This window comes from Nitrosopumilus sp. K4 (assembly GCF_018128925.1).
Lineage (GTDB): Archaea > Thermoproteota > Nitrososphaeria > Nitrososphaerales > Nitrosopumilaceae > HKST03.
The window spans coordinates 1,553,738-1,578,651 of sequence record NZ_CP067007.1 but is presented as its reverse complement, the minus strand read 5'-3'; the positions used below and the strand labels follow the sequence as shown (position 1 = coordinate 1,578,651).

The following is a 24,914-nucleotide window of genomic DNA, read 5'->3' as shown; positions in this document are numbered from 1 at the left end:
AATTAGATATGAATATCAAATTTGAAATTCAGTTTTGATATTTGAAAATATATAATGCATATTTTTAAATCGTCGATATTCAGATTCCAATTATGAAGCGAGTAGAAGCAATAGTTCAAAGTGAAATGTCAAAAAAAGTGGTAAATGCCATATCTAAAAAAGAAGGAGTAGGTGGTGTGACATTAATTCAATCTTTGGGACAAGGAGCTGGAGATAGACCTGAAATAGGAGGTCATCAAATTGAATTTAATTCAACTGATGTTATCGTGACTGTAGTACAAGATTCTGTAGTACAATCCGTGGTTTCTGCAATTATGGATACAGCACATACAGGAGCTAAAGGTGATGGGAAGATTTTTGTCACAAATGTGGAAGAATCATATGATATTTCTACAAAGGAAAAATCTACTGAATTAATCTAATTTTTGTTATTTTTTCTATTAACTAAATATCCTTTGTATCCATGTGCAATGGATACTTCATCAGTAACAATTTCTTTGAAATTGAATCCATCGATAGATTTTGCATTATTATAGAAATCTTGTCCAATTATTAATCCATTTGGAGGTGCAGCACGGTTAATTTTTGCACATTTGTTAACAGTAGTTCCAAAAATATCATTTACTGATGATGTTGAAGTTTTTGCAATTCTTACAATTCCATATGTGGCACTAATTCTATAATTAAACACAGGCAGTTTTGCTTTTTTTAATTGATTAGCAATATTATCATGAGATTCAGATATGGTCAAACAGCAATCCAGACATTTTTTCAAAGTATTTTTTTGTTCAGCGTAAATTACTGGGAAATAAAATAGTAATGCATCACCAATATTTTTTACAACTATCCCATCAAATTTTCTTACAATTATTGCTATAGAGTTAAGAAATATTTTGTAGAATTCACTGGTTTGGGTATCAGATAGATCTGAGGTGATCTTCGTAGAATTCATTATATCAACCATACATACGCAATAATTTTCACTATAATCCGAGAATTGTAAAAGAATGTCTTCTTGTTTCTTAATTACATCTTCTTTTTGTTTAATTTCAATTAACGAATCCTGTAATTTTTGTGCCATTGAATCAAATGCATGTGAAAGTTCTCCAATTTCATCACTAGTTGTAATATTTGTTCTGACATCAAAGTTTCCTTCTGCAACTTTGTTTGCTGCATTTTTTAGTTTGATTAGTGGTTTTGATAGTGTTCTTGAAATAACAAAAGCGATAATCGCCATTCCAGTTGTAATTAAAAGACCAGTTTGAAATATTCTATCTTGTAAAACCAATATTGGTTCTATTGTTTCAGCCTCATCAATTTCAGCCAACATTACAAATCCTAGGTCAGCTGCACAATATGATGAACCATAGATTCCTATTCCTCTATAATCTGGATAAAATCCAATATGATCCTCACCTTCTCTAAAGCATTTTTGAACGGGAACAGTATCGACTTTTTGTTTAAAGATTACATCATTAATAAATCGGGATTCAGATAACATCAAAAATCCATCATTTACCATGTAAACTTCGCCAGTTTCTCCTAGTCCGCTTCTGTTAAGTAAAATATTATCAATTGCCGTAGTACGCATTCTTGAAATAAGTACTCCTATGGGTTCATCACCTTTTTTATGATCTTCTGCAAAAATTGGAGAGACTACAATCATTTTTTTTCCTGTGGAAGTAGGTTCAAAATCAACAAACGACTTTTCTAATCCCTTTTTGAATAGTGGATCGTTTTGAAAATTAGTATTTGAAACTCTTCCAAGAGTAAACAATAATTTTCCGTCAGCAGACATAATCTTCACGTCTTCAAAACCAATAGAAAATCCTACAAGTTCCTGAAAAGCTTGAATTTGTGTAAGAAAAGCCCTACGACTAGATTCTTTTAGATTTTCAAATTCCTCGTCAGAAACTTGATTTAAATCACTGACAAGAATTTTTATCATTGGATCATTTGCAAGTATTTTATTTTGTTCAATTCTAGATTCAAGAAGTAATCTAAGTGTATCGCCTCTAACTCTTGACTCTCCAAAGAGTTGCTCTCCTTGTCTTTCTCGAAGAATTTGATCAGCATAATTGAAACTCAAATATGCAGTAATTGATAATGCAATTACTGAAACAACCATTACCAAAAGAATGAGTTTCTTATCAAGGCTAAATGAAATTGCCATTGATTTTTTGATATTTTTTATGAATATAATCTTCGTGGATTAAACTACTGTAATTGTGCCTGTTCTCCATGGATGAAGAGTGCACAAATAATCATATATTCCAGGTTTAGCAAATTCGTAATCAAATACATCTCCAGGTTGAAGAATATCACTATTAAACAAAGAAACAACATTTCCTTTACCATCTTGACTCTGAACAGTATGAGTTACAGAATCATGATTTACCCATGAGACAGTAGTTCCTCTAAACACGGTGGGTTTTTCAGGTATGTATGAAGAGGATTCTTTTTGATAGGCATTACCAGTTGGTATTACTATTGTAGATTTTAATTGTGGAGACGTTGATGAAAATCTGTCATCACCTGTGACAATAAATCTCAATGAATATTTCTCTCCATTTTCTCCTTGTAATTCACCAACTGATTCCCACATGGACCAGTTATTGGCAACAAATTTTCTATCTCCGGATATAGTCATATCATAATAGTTATTTTGTAAAGTTCTCACAGGGCCAGAACCAACAAAGCTTCCATCAGCATTGTATGAAATATGCCAATCATCAATCATCATTCTAGCTGCAAGAATATCTCCCTTAGATTTTAGAATGACAGAGCCCTTTGAAACTTCTGATAAACTAGTAAATTCTAATCGTAAACTAGATTTGTACAAGGTAGGATTATCAAGGTTTGAATCAAGAGAAATCCCAGTGCCTCTAAGCTCAAAAGTATCTACTGCATAAGAAGACATCGTAAACATTAGAGATACTACTATTACTCCTATGATAATTGAAAACATAATATTCATCTATTTTTTATTTACTTGATTTGCTAATATATAATGCGGTAATTCTTTAGTTTGAAAATTAAACCTGAGTAAGAGTTATGACTTTAGTTTCGTTATTTTTTTGAAAAACCAAATTTAGAACCCCAACCAGACTTTTGGGGTTTTGTTGGTTTTTTTGACAAATTATCAAGCATATCATATGTTATTGTAAATCCACCGCCAACCATAGTAGCATTCTTATCATAATTTTCTTTGTCAGGCACAAATTCATCAGCCAAATCCTTGATTTTTTTGGTCTTTATATCAAATAGAGGAATTACTTTTCCATTTTCAAGTTTAATCTTTGCATCATTACTAAGTCCTTGAACTGAAAATTTTTCAAAGAATCTAACAAAGCCGTCTTTCTTTAATTCGATTATTGAATCATAGGTAATCTTGCTACCATAAACTAGAATTTCACGTGCACGTATTATTACATCATCTTCCATATTCAAAATAATAATAGAGTCAGCATCAAGAAAAACTGTATTTACAGCATTTTCAGCAATAATTTTTCCGTTAGGAGCTATGATGCGTGTTCGATGTTCCCGAGTTTGAAAAACACCAACTTTTCCATCCGGATCTTGAACTTTGTATTTTCTTCCAAAAATATTTCCTATGACAACATTTCCGTTATCAACAATAATTTCTGCTCCATTTTCAATTTTATACTTATTTTCAAGAGGATCTATAAACTTGAAATCACCTTTTGTTAAGTGAATTTTTGTTCTAAACTCTTCAGTCCAAGATGGACTTGAAATATTTCCTTGCATAATAATTGGACCATCATAAGTTAAACTTCCTGCCATAAAATTTCCTTTAATTGATAATGCTCCATTGGCTTTTCTTTCTAATTCAATTTCTCCAAGTGTTTTTGAACCAAATAATCTTGATGCAGTTGAATTTGATCTATTTAGTGCAGCTGCCCATTCCTCAGCAGTTTGCATTTCTTTGGAAAGTTGTTGTCCAAGAATCTGGTTTTTTCTTTTAATATCTTCTTCAGATTCACTTGAATATACCCTAGAATTACGTAATTTGTCATAATCTGAATCAGGATATTTTTTGCCTATTTTGAGATCTTCGTATGCTTGTTTAATTTTGATAAATTGTTCATTTTCTCCACCTTTATCAGAGTGAAATTGAAGTGCCAATCTTCTAAACGCATCACGTATTTCCTTTTCTGTAGAACCGTCAACAATACCTAGAATATCATAATTACTTTCAACCATGTTAATCTCTCATTTTGTGATATTTTTTCATTTTTTTCCTATACTTCTAGGTTTTTACATAATAAAATATCAAGGATTCTTGTTTATTCATATCATATCTCTAAGAAATCCAGTAAATCCATCTGATGGAACTACTTCGACTGATCTAAGTTGTCCTAATAGTGACAATCTTTCTCGCTTGTCATAATAATTGAAAGTTCCTTCCTTATCTGGATAAATGGTGATTGTATCACTCTGTCCAGGTTCCAGTAGATCTGTTTGGACATTAAATCCATCAATATACAACCTATGATGTTGGTTTCCGTGATTTTCAACTGTCAGAATGTATGCAAAACTTGTTCTCATGATTAATGTGGGGTTATTATCCTCAGCAGTTCCCGAAATTCCTACAATCTTTACTTGTCCATCAATGTCTTTGAAGGCAACTGTTTGTTCAACTTTCTCTGGCCAAAAAATTGGAACATGTCTAACATTACCTTGACCAATAATTCCAATAAATGAAGCAAAACCTATCATACCAACTACAAGTCCAATAATTACAAAATGTCTATCTTTCAATTACAAAATAAATTACATTTCATAGTATTTTTACTAGACATATGATTTCCTTAGTTGCTAATGATATTAGAAAAATAAATGGGAAAATCCCAAATTTTTATTTGACCACTAATACAGGAACTTTTGATTTATGCATAACATAGTTTGAAGTACTGCCCATGAAGGTTTCTTTAGCAGCACCCATTCCTCTAGCACCAATCACTATCATGTCAAATTTGCCTTTTTCTGCAGCGTTGACAATTTCTTTTCCTGTGTGACCACCACCAGTTTTGTATTTGAAAGTGGCACCAGCCTTCTGAACTTTTTTCATAGCTGGTCCAATTGCTTTTACAGCCTTTTTTTGCGCTTCATCATGCATCTTTTTTGTATATTTTAGTCCTGCAACTAGTGGCAAATGAAATACGTAGAATCCAGTAATTTCTGCACCGCTTTCTTTTGCGATTTCGATAGCTCTATCTAAACCACGATTAGAATTTGCGGATCCATCAAGCGGAACAAGGATTTTTTTGAATTTTGCCATGTTTTCAGATAAAATTCTTCAAATATAAAAAAGATTGTGATTTCAAATTTTGAATTTGATGTTTGAGACTAAATTCAGATTCACTAATGAAAATTATACCGATTGCTTTTATAGAAAAATAATTTCGGTTAGATATTGTCTGTTTCAGATATTTCTAAAAAACCAATTTCCATTCTAAGTAGTTCAACAATTTCAGAAACAATTCAGAAATTATTAGAACATAATTTGAGTAGATTAATTGTTTCAGAAGGAGGAAAATCGATTGGAATAATTACAGAGAAAGACATTGGTTTGTTCTTATTTTCAGAAAAAACTAGGCAAGGATTGGATAATATTTCAATTACAAAAATAATGAAACCAATATTATTTGTAGATGAAACTCAATCACCTCAAAAATCAGCTAAAACTATGATTGAAAAAGGAGTAAGCTCTTTAGCATTAGGAAATAAAAATGAACTAAAAGGAATTTTTACAAAAAGCGATCTTGTGAAATACTATTTGGAAAACATTTCAAATGGAAAAAAAGTGGTAGACTATATGACTCATGATTATGTTTTTACACACACTGCTGCCCCATTGTATAAAGTTGTAAGAAAGATGTTTGAAAGTAAAGTTTCAAGAGTCATCGTAAAGGATCAAAATGAAAATCCTGTTGGCGTTATATCGTTTAGAGATTTATTTAGAATTTCAATAGAGTTAGGCAGTGAAGAAGACGATTCAGGATTTACTATTTCAGATCAAATTAGACAAGGGTTTCTTTCTGAGGAAGGATTTGGGAATATTTCATTAGCAAGAGATGTCATGACTAAGGGATTAATCACAATCAAATTTAATCAAAGTCTATCTGATGCGTGTAGTTTAATTTTAGAAAATAATGTAAGCGGACTAGTAGTTTTAGATGGAAATAGTTCAATAGCAGGAATAATTTCAAAAACTGACATTACAAAGGCCATATCTGAATAAATTTTTGAAAATACATTAAAACAACGTATTAAGGAAAATATTATGAAATGGCATTTTGATGATTTTATTTATGGTTCTATAGATGGGGCAGTTACAACTTTTGCAATTGTTGCAGGTGTAGTTGGTGCCTCACTGCCTTCTGGGATTATTTTGATTTTAGGGTTTGCAAATCTATTTGCTGATGGATTTTCAATGGCAGCTGCAAATTATCAAGCTTCAAAGGCAAAAAATGAATTTGTTGAAATGAAAAGAAGGCAAGAAGAATGGGAAATTGAAAATCTAGAAGAACAAGAAAAAGACGAGATCAGAGATATCTATAGAAAAAAAGGATTCAAAGAGGAATTGCTTGAAGAAATTGTTCGTATAATTACTTCAAGAAAAAAGATTTGGGTAGATACAATGATGAAAGAGGAATTAGGATTGATTGAAGATGAAAAAAATCCTACGGATAGTTCTCTAAGCACTTTTGTTGGATTTAATTTGATTGGATTAATTCCATTAATTCCATTTATGATCTTCATTTTGATTGGGGCTGAGCCAAATTCTGAGGCATTCATGTATTCAATAGTATTAGTCCTGATATCATTTTTCTTAGTAGGCATGATCAAGGGAAAGATTGTAAGAAGATCAATGATTCGAGACGGTTTCTACACTGTAATTATTGGCGGTACTGCAGCAGCTGTTGCATATATTGTAGGTTATGGATTACATTCACTAGTAATGTAAATTTAAACAGATTTTATATAATTTCTAATTGTTTGAGCAGATTTTTTTAGAGATTCTTTTTCAGAATCGTTTAGTTCTATTTCATAAATTTTTGAAATTCCATCTTTATCAATTATTACAGGAACTCCCATAGAAACATCTGTTTGAGAGAACTCACCTTCCAGCAATACTGAAGCTGGTATATTCAATTCTTTGTTTTTTAAGATCGAATAAATTACATCAAAGGTATTTTTAGCAATACCAAATTGTGAACGACTCTTATAGTTTCTTAGATACTTCCAGTACTCTCTCACATCCTTGGTAATTGCCTGTTGTTGACTCAAATCAAGAAGTTCTAGAGAGCTATTTCCATCAATTTTAGCATGTGAAAAGATTGGAACCATAGTATTGCCATGTTCACCTAAAACAATTGCATCTGAAATTTGTGATTGTTTTATATCAAATTTTTCTGAGAGAAAATATCTAAATCTACTAGTATCCAAACTAGATGCAATTCCAATCACTCTAGTTCTAGGAAATTTAGATTCTTTTTGAAAAAAATATGTTAAAACATCAAGTGGATTTGATACCATTAATACGATTGCATCAGGACAGTACTGTTTGATTTTACTTGCAATTTCTTTAATCATTTTTACTTGAGAACCGATCATCTCAGTTCTGTCTGTCAAATAAACACCTGTACTTGCAGTAATTACAACAATCTTTGAATCAACAATTTTAGAATAATCATCTGTTCCATGAATTGAAATATCAGAGTTTTCAGGAATTGCATTTGATATATCTAGTGCTTCTCCAACAGCCTTAGTTTTTGTTCTATTTACAAGAAGTATATCATCTATTGAATTTGATGCACATAGAAATGCAATTGACGCTCCAACTCTGCCTGAACCTATAATTGAGATCAGTTTAATCTCATCTCGTTATTTTACTAACAATACAGGACAACTAGCTTTTTGAGCAATACCATTTGCAACGCTACCTAAAATTAATTTATCAACACCAGTTCTACCATGAGAACCCATGACAATAAGATTGAATTTTCTAGATTTAGCAAAAGTTACTACATCTTTTACAACAGATTTTGATTTGATTATCTGTGATTTTGTTGTGACGCCAGATTTTTTTGCCAAGGCCTCAAGTTTTGCAATTTGAGTTTGAGAAACCTTTTTTTGTTTTTTAATCAATTCATTATCTGCTCTTGAATCATAAAACTTGTGATGCCATGCGTCTCCTTCTATACATGTCAAAAGAGTGATTTTTGAATTGTAATTTTTGGCAATATCCAAAGCAGTTTTGAATGCACGGATTGACTGATTTGATAAGTCAAAGGGCACCAAAATGTTTGAAAACATCATTTCTACACAAATTCAAATTTTGTCTAATTTAAATCTCATAGAAAACTTTCACGCCTAGATTAGGTGCAGTGCATTGCAGTGTGTTCTTAGTCATTATATGAAAAACCAGCTAAATGTAACTCATGCAAGCAATGATTTCAGGAAGAAAAGTTGAAGATGACTCAAGAAAGGACGCTATTCTTGAAGTTATGTCAGACAAGTATTGTCGGGCCATAATTGAAAATACAATGGAGAAACCAAAATCTGCTATGGAAATTAGTGCTGAAACAAAGATCCCTATCAGTACTGTATATAGAAGATTACAGACTTTGCATGATAACAAACTCCTTGGTATTTCAGGCTCCATTAGTGATGATGGCAAAAAATACTTTCTTTACAAAAGTAAGATAAAAGCGATTGCAACCTCATTTAATGGAAGCAATGTAGAAATCGAAATTGTGCCTAATACTTCGCAGTATTAGCCTATTTTCATTTTATACAATCATACTTGAGAATCAGAGTTTTGTTTTAAATCAATAAAAGTAAAATGAGAAATAATATGGGAGTAAGATATTCATCACCAGTAATAACAGTTCAACCAGAATCATCTATATTTGAAACATTATCACAAATGCAAAAAAATTTTGTAAAACATATTGTTGTTGCAGTAAAAAATAAACCAGTTGGAATTGTTACTGAGCGAGACATTAATCGGTTCTTAGGTGAAGATAAAACTGCAAGAGTTGTAGATGAGATTCCAATAAAACATGTTATGCAAAAAAATGTTATTTCAATTAATGATGGATTTGAAGATCATTTTGATCAGTGTTCATCAAGAATGGAGACTTTTAAAATTGGTTCAGTTGTTTTGGTAGATGATAATGGTGGATTGATAGGAATTGTTTCAAGAACAGATCTGACAAAAGCGTATGCTAGTGTCTTTGGTGGAAAGTATCTAGTAAAGGAGTTTATGAGTAAAAAGGTTGTAACTTGTAGAAAAACTGATTCGTTAAAGTTTGCACTAAACTTGATGAATAAAAATGAAATATCAAGGCTTGTGGTAACTGATGAAAATGGCTGTCCTTTAGGATTAATCACAACAAACACTCTCTTAGCACACAGTGACTATTTTACAAAGGGGAAGACACGTTCTCGTGATTATTTATTACCAATTGGCAAGGGAAAAGATCTTACAGTTGGGGATTTGTTAAATGAAAAGCTAATTACAGTTAGTGAAGAAGAAGATCTTGCCACTGCTGCTAGTTTAATGATAAAACATAATGTTAGTGGAGTTCCAGTTATAGACTCGAAGAAAAATTTGAGTGGAGTAATTAGTAAAACAGATGTTGTTAAGGCATTTTCTATGGTTGGCCCTCATGAAGAATTGAGGTCAAAATACAAAGAACTGTACTGAGTTAGTATTTCCTTTGTAAAGTAAACGTACCTTTTTTGAGTTGAAACAAGATTCTAAACAAAAAGAAAAACCAAATTATCATCATAAAAAAATATAGCATTCCAAAATTTGGCTCATCATCAATTTCCTTTGGCTGCACAGGCTCTTCAATTTGTGGTTCATCAAATGGTGAAACAGTCACAATTCCCAAAATAATCGGAATTAGGATTACAACTGCTAATTGAAACGCCATGGAGTTAATGTAACTTTTATCCATTTATACAAAATGGATATTCTCAGGTTTGGTGCCAAATTTTGTTTCTAAAATTGATAATGTAGATTTATGTTAAATCATCATTATTCATAATTAGGCTATGACTGTAGTTACTAGAATAATCAAAATTCAATCTGAAAATGAAAACGACATGATAGACATTACTGAAAATGTATCAAAAGCTGTTTTTGACTCAGATGTTTCAAATGGGAATGTGACAGTATTTGTAAAGGGGTCTACAGGTTCGATTACTACTATAGAGTATGAACCTGGATTAATCAAAGATTTTCCAAGAATGCTTTCTAGAATAGCTCCAAAGGATCTGAAATATGGGCATGAAGAGATGTGGCATGATGGAAATGGACATTCGCATGTAAAGGCATCACTTGTTGGTCCTTCACTTACTATTCCATTTAATGATAGAATGTTGTGTTTAGGAACATGGCAACAAATTGTTTTTGTTGAACTTGATACTAGAAAAAGAAATAGAGAAATTATTTTGCAAATTGTTGGTGAATAATAATGAGTGGACTTAGTCGCCATATCGGATTATTTCATCTAACAATGTATGGTGTTGGGTTGATTTTAGGTGCTGGAATCTATGTTTTGATTGGAGAAGCAGCAGGCTTTGCTGGAAATGCACTATGGATTTCCTTTATTCTTGGTGCAATAGTTGCTACATTTGCAGGGCTAAGTTATTCAGAATTAACTACATTATTTCCTAGAGCAGCTGCAGAATACGTTTTTGTTAAAGAAGGTTTCAAAAGTGATTTCATAGGTTTCCTAATTGGTTGGTTAACAATACTAACATCAATAATTGTTGCAGCTACTGTAGCGTTAGGGTTTGGAGGTTATGTACAAGAGCTTACCAATATTCCAATTCTAGTTTCGGCTATGGCGATTTTAGGTGTGTTATCTATTGTTAATTTTATTGGAATAAAGGAATCTGCTTGGGCAAATACAATTTTTGCAATTGTTACAATTGCTGGCTTGGGCATAATTATTTTCGTTGGATTTGCATTTCCAGTAGAACACGAGATAGATTACTTTGAGAATCCCTCAGGATTTAGTGGTATTATTCTAGCATTTGTTTTAGTGTTTTTTGCATTTATTGGATTTGAAGACATTGCAAATGTAGCCGAAGAAGTAAAGCGTCCAAAAAAGACCATGCCTAAAGGAATAATGCTCTCTGTTTTGATAACGACTATAATCTACATTCTAGTGTCTTTAGCCTCAATTAGAACAATAAGTTGGGAGCAATTAGCAGAATCTTCTGCTCCGCTTGCAATCGTAGCTGAAGTGAAGCTAGGCGAGCAAGGTCGATTAATTTTATCTCTTATTGCTTTGTTTGCTACTGCAAGTACAATTTTGATAACACTTGTTGCAGGTGCAAGAATATTTTATGGAATGGCAAGAGATGGCTCCTTACCTGCAAAACTTGGGATGGTTCATCATAAAACCAAGACTCCATGGATTGCTGTGATTCTCATTTTTGTAACAGCAGTTGGGTTTTCTTTTGTCGGAGACATTGTAATTGTTGCAAACATTGTTGTATTTGCTGTAGTTGTGACATTTGCAATGATCAACTTGTCAGTAATTCTTCTTAGATATGTAAGGCCAGAACTAGAAAGGCCATACAAAGTTCCTGTGAACATAGGAAAATTTCCCATATTGCCTTTGTTTGGATTAGGAGCAACAATATACATGGCAATACAATTTGAGGTTGAGATCATTTTATCAGGTTTGGCAATTATTGCTGCAGGAGCAATTTTTTTTGTTATTTACAAAAAATGGAAATAACTAGTTTTTCTTTGATTTAGATAATGCAAATGCTGCAATTACAATACCAATTATTCCCAAGGCAATTCCTGCATAACCAACATTTGTTTGTTGTTTTTCTTGCTCTAGTTGTGATACTGATTCTTTTAGATTATTGACATCACCAAGCAATGCAGTATGTCCATCAATTAGTTGTGATAATGTTATATCAGAGGGTTCAGGAAATTCAATCCAAGAGCGTTCTTCAACTTTTGGCGGATGCATAGATAAGCTCACAACTTTGTCACCAATATTTCCAAGAATATTTGCTTGATAGTAACCAGATATTGTAGGGTTTACAAATGAATAGTATTTTCCAGGTATGTTGTGATCAGCAACTAGAGGTAGCATAATTTTTTGATCCTTGTATACAAGTTGCATTTTCAATGTTTTTTCTAATCCAGATACACCGTTTTGAAATATTTGATATTCAGCACATTTCATTGCATCTGAAATATCTGGGCATGGGCGTAACGGACTGATATACAGTTCAATCCCATTGGTTTCTCCACTTACAACAGGTTCATTCATCCATCCAATTTCAATCCTATATCCGTCATCACCTACAGAATCAATCGTATGACCAAATGCTGTACCAATTAACGCAGGCATTATCAATGCCAATAATGAAATTTTTTTAAAGTACAATATTGAAAAAAATGTTTTTCTTTTTAAAAAGGTTATACCATTTTTTTAAAAAATGAATTAATTTGGTGATTGTACCATATTTTCAAGCATCAGCATACATTGAAACTTCCCATGCAGTAGGAGTTTGAGCAAATGCAGTATATTCTTTGTATTTGAGTTGGGAATATTTGTCAAGAAAGTCTTTTGTGAAAACTTCTTCTAAGAATGCTGAGTCACTTTGCAATGAGTCTAATGCACCTTTTAACGATACTGGAAGTGAACCAATCTTGTATTCCCGTTTCTTTTCAGGACTTAATTTGTAAACATTTTCTTCAACAGGATCGCCAGGATCAATTTTCTTTTTGATTCCATCTAATCCAGCTAATAGTAATGCAGCTTCAAGAAGATAGATGTTTGCAGTAGGATCTGGAACACGGTACTCTATTCTTTTGCTCTTTTCTTGATTTCTATAATACATCGGAACACGTATTGCTGCTGAACGATTTCCCATTCCCCAACAAACATTGACTGGTGCTTCAAATCCTGGAACAAGTCGTTTGTAGGAATTTGTTGTAGGGTTTGTAATTGCACATAATGCTGAAGCATGTTCCAGTATTCCGCCAATATAATAACGGCCAATTTGGCTCATTTGTGCAACGTCATCTTCAGGATCAAACATGACATTTACTTTATCATTCCATAGGCTTTGATGTGTGTGCATTGCAGATGCATTGTCTCCAAATATCGGTTTTGGCATAAATGTTGCAACTTTATTTTTCCGTTTTGCTTTAACTTTTACAATATTTTTTACAGCTACTACACTATCAGCCATTGCAACCATCTCATCATAAACTAGATTAATTTCACATTGACCAGATGTTGCAACTTCATGGTGTTCAGCCTCAATTTTGATTCCAAAATGGTTGTAAAGATCATCACAAATGTCTTTTCTAAAGGTTTCAAGCGTGTCTTTGGGCTGAGATGGATAGTAGCCTTCTTTGAGATTAATTGCAGTACTTACGTTGCCTTTTGCCCAAGGAGATTCTTTTGACTCTATTGAATATCCAGAACCGCCTGAAGATTGTGTTGCACCATAGGGTGATGGATAAACATTGATTGTATCAAATACAAAAAATTCTATTTCCGGTCCCCAGTTAGTATGAGTTAAGCCAAATTCTTTGAGCTTTTCAGCTGCTTTGTGAGCAATTCCCCTAGAATCACGATTGTATCTAACTTCTTGCGTCGTATTTCCTTCATATAGATCACAAAAGAAAATTGCATTTTTTCGATTTCCTTGATCATAATCACTTGGTAAAACTCTAAAAGAATTTGGATCTGGTTTTAGGATCATATCAGAATTGTTAACAGATTTGAATCCAACAATAGAGCTAGCGTCTAGTTTTTCCAATCCATTTTCAAAACTACTCTTGTCGATTGCATAGCTTGGCATTCCCAGTCTATGCAATTCACCAAAAATATCTACAAACCATAAATTAACAAATGTAATATTCTCATCTTGAATCTTTTTTAGTGCGTCATCTGCATTCATAGAATTACTAAAAAACCGCTTTACTAATAATAGTTAGTATTACAGAGTTGTCAATTTTGTCATGTAAAGTTTTAGATTCAAGATTATTGATTTTTGTTTTTTAATTGATTCATCTCTTCTTCAAAGAAGAATTTATCTGAAAATGCAGGTTTTAAGTCGTCTAACCAAATTGCATTTTCATCATACTTTGCAAAGAACGGAATCTGAACCCAATCAGGGTTTCTTCCTTGCAGAAATCTCAACAGAATTACTTTTTGATCATTTACTGAAGTGGTTCCTGTAACTACAACTTTTCCAGGCGTAGCTGACATACTAGGTCCTCTGACAGTTCTTGCCAATCCACTAACTGATGAATACGCATCCCTGAATATTTTAAATGCACGCACCAATGGTACGCCAAAATAGTGTTGGGCCCCAGTATCTCTAACAACAAACATGTAATATGGAATGCATCCAAGTTGAACCTGTTTAGTCCACATTTCTGCCCACATCTTAGAATCGTCATTGATATGAGATAGCAGAGGGGATTGTGTTCTGATTTGTGCTCCCGTATCCCTTACTTGTTTGATAGCCTGTTTTACCGCGTCGGTTGATAGTTCTGCCAAGTGGTTAAAGTGAGCCATAAATGCAAGGTGAATTCCATTGTCAGTAATTTTCCTAAAAACGTCAAGCATTTCTTGTGAATCAGAATCTGACAGAAACTTGTATGGCCAATATGAGAGAGACTTTGTTCCAATTCTAATTGTTTTGAGATTTGGAAGTTTTGCGTCAATTAAAGCATCAACATATTTTGAAAACATTTTAGCTTTCATTATCATCGGATCACCACCAGTGAACAATACATCAGAAATCTCAGGATGCTCCTTAACATACTGGACAAGTTGTTCGCCTTCCTTCATGGCAAATTTCATTTCATCCATTCCAACAAATTGTGGCCATCTAAAACAAAAGCTACAGTATGCATGACAAGTTTGGCTTTGACTTGGGAAAAACAAGCATGTCTCTTTGTACTTGTGCTGCATTCCATAAAGTTTAGTGCCATCTTTTAATGTCGGAACATTCAGTTCCATTTGTCCTGCTGGATGAGGGTTTAGTTGTAATCTAATATCATTTGCAATTTTTGCAATTTCATTTTTATCAAGATTGTTTGTCAGCGCATTTGACATTTTGTCATAGTGTTCAGGCTTTAACATTCCTTTTTGAGGAAAAGTAAGAACAAACATAGGATCATTTGGAATATTATCCCAATCAATCAGTTGTTCAACAACATAGTTGTTAGCCTTAAATGGCAAAACATTTCCTACAACTTCCATTTCAAATTGTTTCTCTTTGGAAAGTTTTTGGATTTGTGGAATATCACGGAAATTGGACAATGTGTAGGATTTTAACGTAGGAGTGCTATCCCATACAGTTTCTTGATAGGTCACCTAGTAATTAGCACATTCACCATTGTTAAAGGTTCCAATTAAAATTTAAATAGAAAAAAAATGGTGCAGAATTATCTATAATTTCTATATATTGTCTTAAAGTTTGTATTCTAGAAAATAATTGATGTAGATTATGGCTGAAGATGAAATAATTGATGCAGTTACAGGACAAGTAAGTCAATTTCAAGGCATTACTCAGTTACTTGCGTCAAATGAGTCTATTCAGATAGCATTTACAGTTCTAGTTATTGGAATAATTGGCATTGCGATTGTTTATAGAACATTCTCAAATTGGGTAAGACACCAAAAATTTCATTATGTTAGACCACATTTTTCTAGATTTGTTAGGGTTGTAGTTTTGCCATTTTTTGCCATAGCGTTGATTACTTCAATGAATGTATACATCCAATCCTTTGAATTATTTGAAGAAAGTGAAATTGTATTAGAAGATGAATTTTCAACTCCCAGCGAAACATTTGCAAAAATTCTCAATACAATCAATATCCTTGTAATCGGTTATACCATAGCACATCTGATTCCAATTGCTCTTAACAAGAGAGAGAAGTCAAATCTTGAAAGAGAAGATTATGAACGGTGGAAGGAGTTAAGAGGGTTTGCAGATGACGAAATTGATCTTTTTCATAAATGCTTCAAGTGGGTTCCCCCAAAACACACTCCAGAGGACATGACAGATGAAGAGTTTCAAAACAATCTAAGAACAGCAGAGGGCAAAAAATTTCTCGAAGAGTTTAGAACTACAAAGGGCATACCAATTGGAAGTTATGAACAACTAGTCAAAAATCCATTTGAGGAATGGAAAAAATCTGAGAGAGTAAAATATCAAAAGTATTACAATGATTGTGTAACTGGGAATAATCAGTCAGGGAAAAAACTAAAACCAGGACAAGACCCCGAGGAGATTTATCCAATAGACACATGGAGAGAAGAGAAGAGATTCTCCGGTTATGAGCCAATAATTTCAGGCACTAAACCACCAGGTTATGCAAAAAGAAAGAGAAAAGATCTACCAAAATCATTTTCTCAGATTTTGCCGTTGGGAATATTTGGTGCAGTTGTAATTGGAGTAATTAGTTGGTGGGGCATAGATTTGGTCTTGCTTGCAACTGCAACAGGAGGTTTAGCTATTGGAATTGGACTTGCGCTACAAGAAACTATGCAGAACTACTTTGCGTATATCTTAATTCGGAAAGACAAAATATTTGCTGAAGGGGAACGAGTAAAGCTAGATACTGGATACAACGGATATGTTCATAAAATTACATCAAGGGTCACGTACGTTCGTGATGCGTTAAATGAATCATATGCTGTTATCCCTACAAGGCAGCTAGTAAATGCACAGATAATCAATTACTCGAAAGAAATCAAAATGGTGCCTGCAATCGTAGATGTGGGCGTATCATATCTCAACAATCCAAGGCAGGTTGCTGCAATTTTGGTCAAGATCGGAAAACGTGCAATGAAAGAGGTAATTGATGAAAAAGGAAGACACCTAATAAGACAGCAAAGATGTCCTTACTTGCAAAAAAACAGACCAAGTTGTGGTTGTGATAAGGATATCCACATAGACATTAATCAGCCAGTTGTCAGATTTAACAAGTTTAATGATTCATCTCTTGATTTCTCTTTGTGGGTATATGTCAGAGATTATGGTGCACAGTTCAAAACTAAAACAGACATGAGAATGATCATGTACGAAGAATTCAAGAAATACGATATTAGAATTCCATGGCCAATTAGAACTGTTTACCAGGGAGATGAGAAACGTGAAGGAGAAGAGATCAGCAAGCTTGATGAAGAAAGAAACAAGGTTATTGATGAATATGGAATTGGGGATCTTGGAAGGGGTGGAGAGGAATAGCCTTCTCAAAACTTAAGAATCCCATTAATTCACAAATTCTTGTTGAGAAAAATTACTGTCATTGCTGGAAAATCATCAGAGGAATTAGCTAAAAGCATTTCAAAAAAACTCAAAGCTAATCTTGTGACCTCAGATGTAAGGGTTTTTCCTGATGGTGAAAGTAAAATTACACTTGATGGAAAGTTATCAAAAAATCGCATTATAGTTGTTCAGTCAGTTTATCCACCTGTTGATACTAATCTAGTGCATGCACTCTCACTTGTTTCTAAAGCAAAAGAAACATCTGATGATGTAATTGCAATAGTTCCTTACATGGGATATGCAAGGCAAGACAGAGAATTTTTGCCAGGAGAGATTGTAACAATGAAGGTTCTTGGGAGATTATTCAAAGGTGCTGGTGCCAAACAGATTATTGTTGTAGATATTCACAGTATGATCGGATTAAAACATTTTAAAATAAAAACAAAGAATGTTTCAGCGGTACCTGATCTTGCCAAATATTTTAAGAAAATGAGACTAAAAGAACCTCTTGTCATATCACCTGATCAAGGTGGAAAGAATAGAGCTGAAGAGTTTGCCAAAGAGTTTGGCTCTGATTGTATTGCACTAACCAAACATCGTGATAGGAAAACTGGAAAGGTCCAAATTAAAACATCAAAATTTGACGGAGTAAAAGATAGGGACCTGATAATTGTCGATGATATGATCAGTACCGGAGGAAGCATTATCAAGGCAACTGAATTTCTGAAAAAGCAAAGGTGTAGGCGTATTTTTGTTGCTTGTACGCATGCATTACTAATGAATAATGCTGAAAAAAAGATTAGAAATGCAGGGGTTACAAAAATTGTTAGTGCAAATACGATTCCTGGTAAAACATCAATAGTTGATATTTCAAATACTATTACACAAGCAATGAAGTAATGCCAGAAAGCTTTTTCATCCTTTCAAAAGACTATCCAGAAATCGCCAGAGATGAAATCATATCAATAGCAAAAATGTATGATCGTTTTTCTAAATTTAAAATTATTTCCAATCTTGTAATATTGCAGTCTAAAACAAATTGGGAAAAAATAACTAAACGTGCTACATTTGTAAAAGTATCAGGTCAAATTTTACGAAAAATGTCAGGGCTATTTTTAGATGAAGAACATATTGATGTGTTAAAAAGTGCAAATACATTTGTATGCAGAATAATTAATTTATCAAAGAATCAATTTAACATTCCAGAACTTGAAAGTTCTATGGGAGATATGATTTCAAAATTCTCTCAGGCAAAAGTTGCATTTGACAATCCAGACATAACGGTTTATCTCATTTTTACTGATAAAGAAAACTTTTTTGGTTTTTCAAAGAAAATTCCTAAACAAGTTAGACCAAAAAAGGTAAGAAAACACCCACATGAACTAGATTGGAAGTTAACAAGAGCAATGATAAATCTAGCAGGACTGCAAGAGGGTGAAACCGTTTGCGATCCATTTTGTGGGACAGGTACTACATTATTAGAAGCAGAATCCATGGGAATACATGCAATAGGTGTTGATTTTGATAAAAAAATGCATGAAATAGCTAAAGAGAATTTGAATGCAAATGGTTACAAGTCAAAACTTATCAAAGAAGATTTTACAGAATTTAAGAAAATCGTAGGGGAGTTTGATGGTATCGTTACAGATCTTCCATATGGTAGAGCATCAAAGTCATCTGAAGATCCAGGGAAAATTTTGAAAAAATTTGTGGCAAATTTACCTAGGAAAAAAAAGATTGCAATAATGTGTAAAAAAGACTTTGAGAAGAAATTGAAATTAAACCAAGTAAAGAGATATGAAATCTATAGGCATAAAAGCTTGACAAGGACAATTTTGATAAAATGAAACTAGTATTTCTGGGAACTTCTGCAGCACAACCAACAGAGCACAGAGGTTTATCATGTATTTGCCTTGAAAGAGAAGGTGAAGTTTTGATGTTTGACGCAGGAGAAGCAGCACAGATTGCATATATGAAGTCAGGTTTAGGATGGAATAAAAAAATGAAAATTTTTGTTACACATATGCACGGTGATCATTGTGTGGGAATTTTAGGAATTCTTCAAACAATGTCTATGCAACATAGAACAGAAATTTTGGAAATTTATGGGCCAAGTGGAATAGAGGAATTCATTGGCGCAAACATCAAGGTTCTAAATTTTGGTTTGTCATTTCCCATATTGATTTCTACAATAAAAGAAGGAATAGTGTTTGATTCAAAGCAATATTCAATATCAGCTTGTAAAGCAAATCATTCTATTACTGCATACTCTTATCTTTTTGAAGAAAAAGACAAGCCTGGAAGATTCAATCTTGAAAAAGCAAAACAATTGGGAATACCTGAAGGTAAATTGTGGAATCAATTACAGAATGGAGTCGTCATAGAGGTTGATGGAAAAACAATTAGGCCAGATCAAGTATTAGGAGAAAAAAGACCTGGTAAGAAAATTGGAATTTCTGGAGACACTATGCCAACAAAAGATTTGGAAAAATTTTTTGAAAACTGTGATTATGTTGTTTTTGATTCAACGTTTCTTGATGAAATAAAAGATAAAGCGGAGGAAACATGTCATTCAACTGCAAAACAAGCAGCTACATTAGCAAAAAATGCAAAAGTGAAGAATCTAATTTTGACTCACTTTTCTGCCAGATACAAAGATGAGTCAAGACATCTGGAAGAAGCAAAGATGATCCATGAATCAGTAATAACAGCAAAGGATCTATTAGAAATTGAAATTAAATAAGAAATATGTTTGAAGAGATTGCTGAGAAAATCAAAGATTCAAAGAAAATTGTTTTTGTGACTGGTGCAGGAATCTCACAAGAGAGTGGAATCCCAACTTTCAGAGGAAAAGATGGACTATGGGGAAAATATGATGCAATGCAATTAGCCACAATTAATGCTTTTTATGATAATCCTCAATTGGTGTGGGAATGGTATAATGAAAGAAGAAACAATATTTTTTCAGCTAAACCAAATCTTGGACACAAAGCAATTGCTGAACTTGAAAAATACGCCGAAGTTACAGTGTTAACACAAAACATTGACGGTTTACATCAAAGGGCAGGAAGTTCAAAAGTTTTGGAGTTACATGGTAGTATTATTAAGATAAAATGTACTGTTTGTGGTTTTAATGAAGAGATCCTAACAGAGTTTGAAGAAGTTCCTCCAATTTGTAAGTGTGGGAATATTTTGAGGCCAGATGTGGTTTGGTTTGGTGAACTACTACCACAAGATGTTTGGCAAGAAGCTATGATTCATTCAAATCAATGTGATATTATGGTAATTGTTGGAACATCACTAGTTGTATCACCTGCAAATACATTACCAATTTATGCAAAACAAAATAATGCATTTTTGATCGAAGTTAATCCGGAAGAAACTATAATGTCTGCTGATATGGATTTTTCTGTAAGAAGTTCTAGTGCAGTTTCATTGCCTGAACTTGTTTCAATTTTTAAAAAATCTAAATAAATAATTCAGAAATTTTCAAAATGAAAATTATGTTTTTCATTGAAAGATGTTTTTAACTGATTCAACAGGATTGAAATTGGTTAATTGGTTTGATATCAAATTACTTGAGGATTGTCTAACGTCATTTATTCCATCATTAATTTTTTCGTTTGTTTTATCAATAGCACTATCAAGAGATTTTTCAACTCTTTTTTCAACTGACTGAGTAGTTTTAATGCCAATATCACTGACATCGCTCTTTAGAGATTCAACTACTGATGTAGAGGTATTTGGAAATAATGTGTTAATTTCTGATGAGAAAATAAAACCTGAAGCAATCAAAATTGCTCCAATTATGCCTAGTTTTATGAACATATAGGCAAGTCTCAAAATGTTGTTTTTAGAATTAAGCTAAAAAAAATGACTAGCAATGATTGAATTTTCTTAGCTAAATTAGTCCTCAAATACTAAAAAATCAATAACTTTGTCAATAGTTGGAGAAGTTAAAATTACTTTTAATGGACCCAGGGGAGATTCGTCTGCTTCTTCACATAGGACAATTTTTTCAACAAATGCTGCCTGCTTATTAAGATAAAACCACGTAGTGTTCTTATCAGAATGCTTCACAAGTTGGCGTTGCAAAACTCTTTGTGATTGTCTGGAATGTATAGTTTCATAGATTTTTTCTAATGATTCTAAATTATCACTTTCTCCTTTTATTGAAAAATTTTCGAATGATATGGTAGAACCTGATAAAACATTTGAAATAGATTTTTTGATTTTTTCGGGATCCTCTGAAGGGTTTAACGGTGAGAATATTTGAATTTTGCAATTAAGATTTGGGAATCTCATTTAATCCATCCTTGGATTTTTTTGTAAGAGGCTTCAATAAGTTCCTCTTTGGTTTTATTATTATTTGTGATTGCATCATCAGATAATGCAATTGAATTGCTTATGCCTACTCCTAATTCACGGTTATCTCTTTCCTCAAAATTTTCTTTTGTTTGTGGATCATCGGAGCGTCCTCGTTCTTTTAAGAATTCAAATCTTTTATCAGTAGATGCATGAATTGCAAGTAGTTTTACAGTTCCAAATTTTCTTAGAACATCAATCTCTGCATTAGAACGTACTCCATCAATAATTATCACATTTGATTTTGAGTTTTCAATTTCTGGAATTACTAATTCAGCAACAGCACCAGGTCCATTTTTTTCACGAAGTTCAAGCATAAGTTTTCCTAGATTTTGTCCTGTAGGTTCTAAGTTTCGTCTTTTAGCCTCTTCTCTAACAGTATTACCCATGTTAATTGTGTCATATCCTTTTGATTTGAGACCTGTAGCAATTGTAGATTTTCCTGCTCCAGGCATTCCTGTTAAACATACAATAAGTTTTGTCAATAAACTATCAAAAAATTGCTTGTCTATGAAGGTACCGGAAATTATTATAGAGATGTCAAAATGAAAATCATAATGAGAACTTTTGTCGCTGTTGAAATTTCAGACAAAAAAGTTATTGATTCAATTTCAAAATTTCAATCAAATATTGGAATAAACGCAAAAGCAGTAAATCTAGACAATCTACATTTTACACTACAATTTTTGGGAGAAATCTCCGATGATAAAGCCAATGAAGTTAAAGATGCACTGGCAAAAATTGAATTTTCAGAATTTGTAGTGAATTTTCAGGGGATTGGCGTATTTCCCAAGCTAAAATTTCCAAGAGTAATATGGATTGGAACTGATAATGAAGGGGGAAACAAATTAGTCGAATTGGCCAAGAAAGTAGAAAATACATTGGCACCTCTTGGATTTACTAGTGATAAACCATTTAGGCCTCATGTTACAGTGTTTAGAATTAAAAACAAGATTGGGGACATTACAAGGGAAATGAAAAAGTTTGAAAATGCTGAATTTGGCTCACAAAAAATTATAAATTTTAAATTTAAACAAAGTACCCTTACACCAAATGGTCCACTATATTCTGATTTAGGGGAGGTAAAAAGCAAGTCATGAAAAAAATTGTTTCAGATGTAAAGAAATCAGTTGTGCCATCAAAAAGTTTGATAAATTCAAAAAGAAGCATTGCTGAAATTGCAATGCAATTTGTAAAAAAAGAAATTGAAAAGTTTTCTGATGTTATTGATGCTGAATTTGGTGGCTCTTATGCAAAGGGAACTTGGCTGTCAAAAGAGGCAGACATAGATATTTTTGTCAAGTTCAAAAAGTCAACTTCAGATGAAAGGTTTGAAGATATTGCAAAAAAGATTGGATTTGCATCAATGAAAAAATTCAAACCTTATGTTAGATATTCAGAGCATCCCTATGTAGAGGCTGAAATAAAGAAAACAAAGATCAACATAGTTCCATGTTATGATGTAAAGGAAGGTCAATGGAAAAGCTCTGCAGATAGGTCACCATTTCATACAAAATTTATGCAAAAAGCTCTGACATCAAAAATGAAAGACGAGGTAAGACTTCTTAAAACATTTCTGAAATCTATAGGGATTTATGGTGCTGAAATTGCAAAACAGGGATTTAGTGGATATGTAACTGAAGTGTTAATTCTTAATTTTGATACATTTGAAAATGTAATTAAAACAATTTCTAAAATTAAGGAAGGGCAGGTGATTGGAAAAACATCCAAGAAGTTTGAAACATCAATAGTAATAATTGATCCTATAGACGGTAACAGAAATCTTGCTGCTGCTATATCTAAGCAAAATATAGGGAAATTTGTTTTAGCATGTAGAGCATTTCAAGCAAAACCAAATACTAAATTTTTCAAGATTTCAAGAAGAAAACAAACGTCTAGTTGGGAGAATGTTTTAACTGTAAAATTTGATTTTAAGATGAGAAGTCCAGATATAATATGGGGGCAAATTAAAAGGGCAGCATCGTCGTTGTCTACGCAGTTAGAACTCGGAGGTTTTAGAGTTCTACGTAGTATGTCTTATACTGATGAGAAAAAGGAGGCATACCTGTTCTTTCTTCTAGAATCAAGTATTATTCCTAAAAAATATCTAAAAAAAGGTCCTGAATTTTTCAGAGAGGACGGATGTAAGAGCTTTATTGGGAAAAATATGAGCAAAACTGAGTTAATGTGGATTGATGATGACTCAAAAATTAATTCATTAGAAAAAAGAAATCATGATAATGCTATTACATTTATCAAAGAGATTTTGAGGAAAAACCTTCAAAATGGTATTCCAAAAGGATTACAAAGTGATCTTCGAAAAGGCTTCAAAGTTTACCTAGGAGGCAAGTCGCTAAGTAAATCAATTAAAGAGGCATCATTGGAAATAATTTCAACTGATGAAAAGATCTTTTGTTTCAATAAATAAACTCAATTTAGAACCTTATTCAGAAATAATTGGATATCCTAAGGCAAGTAAAATCCAAATAAAATCTAGAATAAATGAGCTAAGGAAGCTAAAAATAAAATCAGTTGCATTTTGGGGTCCAACTACTATTGGAAAATTAGCAATTCTAGGAAAAGGGTATGTTGGTGTTGTTGTTCTTGCAAAAAGAGGCAACAAGAATGTTGCAGTAAAAATTAGAAGGTCGGATTCTCAAAGAAATGAGATGAAAAGTGAAGCTGTATTGTTAAAGACCGTAAATGAAGTGAATGTTGGACCAAAATTGCTTGATGCTAGTAAAAATTTTGTCGTAATGGAATTTCTAGAAGGAGAAAAAATTGGTGATTGGATAAATAATCTATCTGGTAGAGGAGTTGTTAAAAAATTAAAAACAACAATAAAAATGATTTTAGAAGATTGTTATAGATTAGATCAGATTAGTTTTGATCATGGTGAATTGAGTAGTATTTCAAAACATGTGATAGTTGGAAAAACAAAACCAACTTTGATAGATTTTGAAAGCTCAAGTACTAAAAGAAAAGTTTCTAATGTAACATCAATTACACAGGCAATTTTTATTGGTTCAGGAATTTCCAAAAAAATTCAAAAAATGTATAAAATTCCATCCAAAGAAAAAATCATTCAATCGTTAAGAGAATACAAGCAGAAGCAAACTAGGGAAAGTTTTGATGGATTGTTGAAAATTCTAAAATTATAATGGGACCGGCAGGATTTGAACCTGCGACCACTAGTCCCCCAGACTAGTATCATACCAAGCTAGACGACGATCCCT

The 24,914-nt window shown here is 32.7% G+C and carries 29 protein-coding genes and 1 tRNA gene; 15 read left to right on the top strand and 15 right to left on the bottom strand.

Features of this window, described 5'->3' with window-relative positions; translation table 11 throughout:
- Positions 1-92 precede the first annotated feature (92 nt).
- On the top strand, positions 93-422 hold the full coding sequence (locus NsoK4_RS09535; protein WP_211687298.1) for a P-II family nitrogen regulator: 330 nt from the start codon (positions 93-95) through the stop codon (positions 420-422).
- Here NsoK4_RS09535 and NsoK4_RS09530 read toward each other — a convergent pair.
- The 5 genes from NsoK4_RS09530 to NsoK4_RS09510 all read right to left on the bottom strand — a co-directional run bounded on the left by NsoK4_RS09530 (position 419) and on the right by NsoK4_RS09510 (position 5,302).
- Positions 419-2,173, bottom strand: coding sequence for a HAMP domain-containing protein (locus NsoK4_RS09530; protein WP_211687297.1), 1,755 nt, complete (start codon positions 2,171-2,173; stop codon positions 419-421). The two genes, NsoK4_RS09535 and NsoK4_RS09530, sit on opposite strands and share 4 nt — an antisense overlap.
- Before the next feature lie 39 nt (positions 2,174-2,212).
- A complete protein-coding gene (locus NsoK4_RS09525) occupies positions 2,213-2,977 on the bottom strand; it encodes a plastocyanin/azurin family copper-binding protein (protein WP_211687296.1) in 765 nt (254 codons plus the stop codon).
- 92 nt (positions 2,978-3,069) lie between these two features.
- A complete protein-coding gene (locus NsoK4_RS09520; protein ID WP_211687295.1) occupies positions 3,070-4,224 on the bottom strand; it encodes a J domain-containing protein in 1,155 nt (384 codons plus the stop codon).
- Positions 4,225-4,311: 87 nt separating this feature from the next.
- Positions 4,312-4,782, bottom strand: a complete 471-nt coding sequence (locus NsoK4_RS09515) for a hypothetical protein (protein WP_249111058.1) — start codon at positions 4,780-4,782, stop codon at positions 4,312-4,314.
- Between the two features lie 97 nt (positions 4,783-4,879).
- Positions 4,880-5,302 carry a universal stress protein gene (locus tag NsoK4_RS09510; protein ID WP_211687294.1) on the bottom strand — a complete coding sequence of 141 codons (423 nt, stop codon included), beginning with the start codon at positions 5,300-5,302 and terminating at the stop codon, positions 4,880-4,882.
- A 135-nt stretch (positions 5,303-5,437) separates the two neighbouring features.
- On the opposite strand from NsoK4_RS09510, the gene NsoK4_RS09505 reads away from it, so the two are divergent.
- Together NsoK4_RS09505 and NsoK4_RS09500 are read left to right on the top strand one after the other, a co-directional pair.
- The gene (locus tag NsoK4_RS09505; RefSeq protein WP_211687293.1) at positions 5,438-6,265 is read left to right on the top strand and encodes a CBS domain-containing protein; all 828 of its coding nucleotides are present in this window, start codon (positions 5,438-5,440) and stop codon (positions 6,263-6,265) included.
- Between the two features lie 42 nt (positions 6,266-6,307).
- Positions 6,308-6,991 carry a VIT1/CCC1 transporter family protein gene (locus NsoK4_RS09500; RefSeq protein WP_211687292.1) on the top strand — a complete coding sequence of 228 codons (684 nt, stop codon included), beginning with the start codon at positions 6,308-6,310 and terminating at the stop codon, positions 6,989-6,991.
- A gap of 2 nt (positions 6,992-6,993) precedes the next feature.
- On the opposite strand, the gene NsoK4_RS09495 is transcribed toward NsoK4_RS09500, so the two are convergent.
- Entirely contained in the window at positions 6,994-7,896 is a 903-nt protein-coding gene (locus NsoK4_RS09495; protein WP_211689054.1) for a malate dehydrogenase, read from the bottom strand.
- Between the two features lie 15 nt (positions 7,897-7,911).
- Complete coding sequence (locus NsoK4_RS09490; protein WP_249111057.1) at positions 7,912-8,346, bottom strand: universal stress protein; 435 nt, start codon at positions 8,344-8,346, stop codon at positions 7,912-7,914.
- Positions 8,347-8,468: 122 nt separating this feature from the next.
- Here NsoK4_RS09490 and NsoK4_RS09485 point away from each other — a divergent pair, with 122 nt between their 5' ends.
- Positions 8,469-8,807: a helix-turn-helix domain-containing protein gene (locus NsoK4_RS09485; RefSeq protein WP_211687291.1), complete on the top strand. Its 339-nt coding sequence runs from the start codon at positions 8,469-8,471 to the stop codon at positions 8,805-8,807.
- Positions 8,808-8,884: 77 nt separating this feature from the next.
- Positions 8,885-9,739, top strand: a complete 855-nt coding sequence (locus tag NsoK4_RS09480; RefSeq protein ID WP_211687290.1) for a CBS domain-containing protein — start codon at positions 8,885-8,887, stop codon at positions 9,737-9,739.
- Position 9,740: 1 nt separating this feature from the next.
- Here the strand turns inward: NsoK4_RS09480 and NsoK4_RS09475 are convergent, their stop codons facing one another.
- Complete coding sequence (locus NsoK4_RS09475) at positions 9,741-9,971, bottom strand: hypothetical protein (RefSeq protein WP_211687289.1); 231 nt, start codon at positions 9,969-9,971, stop codon at positions 9,741-9,743.
- A 121-nt stretch (positions 9,972-10,092) separates the two neighbouring features.
- On the opposite strand from NsoK4_RS09475, the gene NsoK4_RS09470 reads away from it, so the two are divergent.
- The gene (locus NsoK4_RS09470) at positions 10,093-10,512 is read left to right on the top strand and encodes a secondary thiamine-phosphate synthase enzyme YjbQ (protein WP_211687288.1); all 420 of its coding nucleotides are present in this window, start codon (positions 10,093-10,095) and stop codon (positions 10,510-10,512) included.
- Between the two features lie 2 nt (positions 10,513-10,514).
- Positions 10,515-11,792: an APC family permease gene (locus NsoK4_RS09465; RefSeq protein ID WP_211687287.1), complete on the top strand. Its 1,278-nt coding sequence runs from the start codon at positions 10,515-10,517 to the stop codon at positions 11,790-11,792.
- On the opposite strand, the gene NsoK4_RS09460 is transcribed toward NsoK4_RS09465, so the two are convergent.
- The 3 genes from NsoK4_RS09460 to NsoK4_RS09450 all read right to left on the bottom strand — a co-directional run bounded on the left by NsoK4_RS09460 (position 11,793) and on the right by NsoK4_RS09450 (position 15,413).
- Complete coding sequence (locus NsoK4_RS09460; RefSeq protein ID WP_249111056.1) at positions 11,793-12,458, bottom strand: hypothetical protein; 666 nt, start codon at positions 12,456-12,458, stop codon at positions 11,793-11,795. It lies immediately after the preceding gene.
- A gap of 82 nt (positions 12,459-12,540) precedes the next feature.
- Positions 12,541-13,986, bottom strand: coding sequence for a type I glutamate--ammonia ligase (gene glnA, locus NsoK4_RS09455; RefSeq protein ID WP_211687286.1), 1,446 nt, complete (start codon positions 13,984-13,986; stop codon positions 12,541-12,543).
- Positions 13,987-14,069: 83 nt separating this feature from the next.
- Positions 14,070-15,413: a KamA family radical SAM protein gene (locus NsoK4_RS09450; protein ID WP_211687285.1), complete on the bottom strand. Its 1,344-nt coding sequence runs from the start codon at positions 15,411-15,413 to the stop codon at positions 14,070-14,072.
- 133 nt (positions 15,414-15,546) lie between these two features.
- On the opposite strand from NsoK4_RS09450, the gene NsoK4_RS09445 reads away from it, so the two are divergent.
- Genes NsoK4_RS09445 through NsoK4_RS09425 form a run of 5 tightly spaced genes read left to right on the top strand, consistent with a single transcriptional unit; the run spans position 15,547 to position 20,787 of the window.
- Positions 15,547-17,292, top strand: coding sequence for a mechanosensitive ion channel family protein (locus NsoK4_RS09445; protein ID WP_211687284.1), 1,746 nt, complete (start codon positions 15,547-15,549; stop codon positions 17,290-17,292).
- A gap of 42 nt (positions 17,293-17,334) precedes the next feature.
- A complete protein-coding gene (locus NsoK4_RS09440; protein ID WP_211687283.1) occupies positions 17,335-18,213 on the top strand; it encodes a ribose-phosphate pyrophosphokinase in 879 nt (292 codons plus the stop codon).
- Positions 18,213-19,160, top strand: a complete 948-nt coding sequence (locus NsoK4_RS09435) for a TRM11 family methyltransferase (RefSeq protein ID WP_211687282.1) — start codon at positions 18,213-18,215, stop codon at positions 19,158-19,160. The genes NsoK4_RS09440 and NsoK4_RS09435 overlap by 1 nt, the downstream gene beginning before the upstream one ends.
- Positions 19,157-20,056, top strand: a complete 900-nt coding sequence (gene rnz / locus NsoK4_RS09430) for a ribonuclease Z (protein WP_211687281.1) — start codon at positions 19,157-19,159, stop codon at positions 20,054-20,056. Before NsoK4_RS09435 ends, rnz begins: the two co-directional genes overlap by 4 nt.
- A 5-nt stretch (positions 20,057-20,061) precedes the next feature.
- Positions 20,062-20,787 carry an NAD-dependent deacylase gene (locus NsoK4_RS09425; RefSeq protein ID WP_211687280.1) on the top strand — a complete coding sequence of 242 codons (726 nt, stop codon included), beginning with the start codon at positions 20,062-20,064 and terminating at the stop codon, positions 20,785-20,787.
- Positions 20,788-20,823: 36 nt separating this feature from the next.
- Here the strand turns inward: NsoK4_RS09425 and NsoK4_RS09420 are convergent, their stop codons facing one another.
- From NsoK4_RS09420 to NsoK4_RS09410, 3 genes are all read right to left on the bottom strand, one after another.
- On the bottom strand, positions 20,824-21,156 hold the full coding sequence (locus NsoK4_RS09420) for a hypothetical protein (protein ID WP_211687279.1): 333 nt from the start codon (positions 21,154-21,156) through the stop codon (positions 20,824-20,826).
- Positions 21,157-21,219: 63 nt separating this feature from the next.
- Positions 21,220-21,618, bottom strand: a complete 399-nt coding sequence (locus tag NsoK4_RS09415) for an RNA-binding domain-containing protein (protein WP_211687278.1) — start codon at positions 21,616-21,618, stop codon at positions 21,220-21,222.
- Complete coding sequence (locus NsoK4_RS09410; protein WP_211687277.1) at positions 21,615-22,163, bottom strand: AAA family ATPase; 549 nt, start codon at positions 22,161-22,163, stop codon at positions 21,615-21,617. Before NsoK4_RS09410 ends, NsoK4_RS09415 begins: the two co-directional genes overlap by 4 nt.
- Before the next feature lie 60 nt (positions 22,164-22,223).
- On the opposite strand from NsoK4_RS09410, the gene thpR reads away from it, so the two are divergent.
- The 3 genes from thpR to NsoK4_RS09395 are packed head-to-tail and all read left to right on the top strand — an operon-like array spanning position 22,224 to position 24,839.
- Entirely contained in the window at positions 22,224-22,778 is a 555-nt protein-coding gene (gene thpR / locus NsoK4_RS09405; protein ID WP_371816005.1) for an RNA 2',3'-cyclic phosphodiesterase, read from the top strand.
- On the top strand, positions 22,775-24,106 hold the full coding sequence (gene cca / locus NsoK4_RS09400) for a CCA tRNA nucleotidyltransferase (RefSeq protein WP_211687276.1): 1,332 nt from the start codon (positions 22,775-22,777) through the stop codon (positions 24,104-24,106). Before thpR ends, cca begins: the two co-directional genes overlap by 4 nt.
- Complete coding sequence (locus tag NsoK4_RS09395; protein ID WP_211687275.1) at positions 24,078-24,839, top strand: serine/threonine protein kinase; 762 nt, start codon at positions 24,078-24,080, stop codon at positions 24,837-24,839. Before cca ends, NsoK4_RS09395 begins: the two co-directional genes overlap by 29 nt.
- Here NsoK4_RS09395 and NsoK4_RS09390 read toward each other — a convergent pair.
- Positions 24,840-24,913, bottom strand: a tRNA-Pro gene (locus NsoK4_RS09390). It lies immediately after the preceding gene.
- Position 24,914: the final 1 nt, after the last annotated feature.

Coding starts and splice junctions, on each gene's coding strand:
- NsoK4_RS09535 (WP_211687298.1), top strand. CDS start 93: ATGAAGCGAGTAGAAGCAATAGTTCAAAGTGAAATGTCAAAAAAAGTG.
- NsoK4_RS09530 (WP_211687297.1), bottom strand. CDS start 2,173: ATGGCAATTTCATTTAGCCTTGATAAGAAACTCATTCTTTTGGTAATG.
- NsoK4_RS09525 (WP_211687296.1), bottom strand. CDS start 2,977: ATGAATATTATGTTTTCAATTATCATAGGAGTAATAGTAGTATCTCTA.
- NsoK4_RS09520 (WP_211687295.1), bottom strand. CDS start 4,224: ATGGTTGAAAGTAATTATGATATTCTAGGTATTGTTGACGGTTCTACA.
- NsoK4_RS09510 (WP_211687294.1), bottom strand. CDS start 5,302: ATGGCAAAATTCAAAAAAATCCTTGTTCCGCTTGATGGATCCGCAAAT.
- NsoK4_RS09500 (WP_211687292.1), top strand. CDS start 6,308: ATGAAATGGCATTTTGATGATTTTATTTATGGTTCTATAGATGGGGCA.
- NsoK4_RS09490 (WP_249111057.1), bottom strand. CDS start 8,346: ATGATGTTTTCAAACATTTTGGTGCCCTTTGACTTATCAAATCAGTCA.
- NsoK4_RS09485 (WP_211687291.1), top strand. CDS start 8,469: ATGCAAGCAATGATTTCAGGAAGAAAAGTTGAAGATGACTCAAGAAAG.
- NsoK4_RS09480 (WP_211687290.1), top strand. CDS start 8,885: ATGGGAGTAAGATATTCATCACCAGTAATAACAGTTCAACCAGAATCA.
- NsoK4_RS09475 (WP_211687289.1), bottom strand. CDS start 9,971: ATGGCGTTTCAATTAGCAGTTGTAATCCTAATTCCGATTATTTTGGGA.
- NsoK4_RS09470 (WP_211687288.1), top strand. CDS start 10,093: ATGACTGTAGTTACTAGAATAATCAAAATTCAATCTGAAAATGAAAAC.
- NsoK4_RS09465 (WP_211687287.1), top strand. CDS start 10,515: ATGAGTGGACTTAGTCGCCATATCGGATTATTTCATCTAACAATGTAT.
- glnA (WP_211687286.1), bottom strand. CDS start 13,986: ATGAATGCAGATGACGCACTAAAAAAGATTCAAGATGAGAATATTACA.
- NsoK4_RS09445 (WP_211687284.1), top strand. CDS start 15,547: ATGGCTGAAGATGAAATAATTGATGCAGTTACAGGACAAGTAAGTCAA.
- NsoK4_RS09435 (WP_211687282.1), top strand. CDS start 18,213: ATGCCAGAAAGCTTTTTCATCCTTTCAAAAGACTATCCAGAAATCGCC.
- rnz (WP_211687281.1), top strand. CDS start 19,157: ATGAAACTAGTATTTCTGGGAACTTCTGCAGCACAACCAACAGAGCAC.
- NsoK4_RS09425 (WP_211687280.1), top strand. CDS start 20,062: ATGTTTGAAGAGATTGCTGAGAAAATCAAAGATTCAAAGAAAATTGTT.
- NsoK4_RS09415 (WP_211687278.1), bottom strand. CDS start 21,618: ATGAGATTCCCAAATCTTAATTGCAAAATTCAAATATTCTCACCGTTA.
- thpR (WP_371816005.1), top strand. CDS start 22,224: ATGAAAATCATAATGAGAACTTTTGTCGCTGTTGAAATTTCAGACAAA.
- cca (WP_211687276.1), top strand. CDS start 22,775: ATGAAAAAAATTGTTTCAGATGTAAAGAAATCAGTTGTGCCATCAAAA.
- NsoK4_RS09395 (WP_211687275.1), top strand. CDS start 24,078: ATGAAAAGATCTTTTGTTTCAATAAATAAACTCAATTTAGAACCTTAT.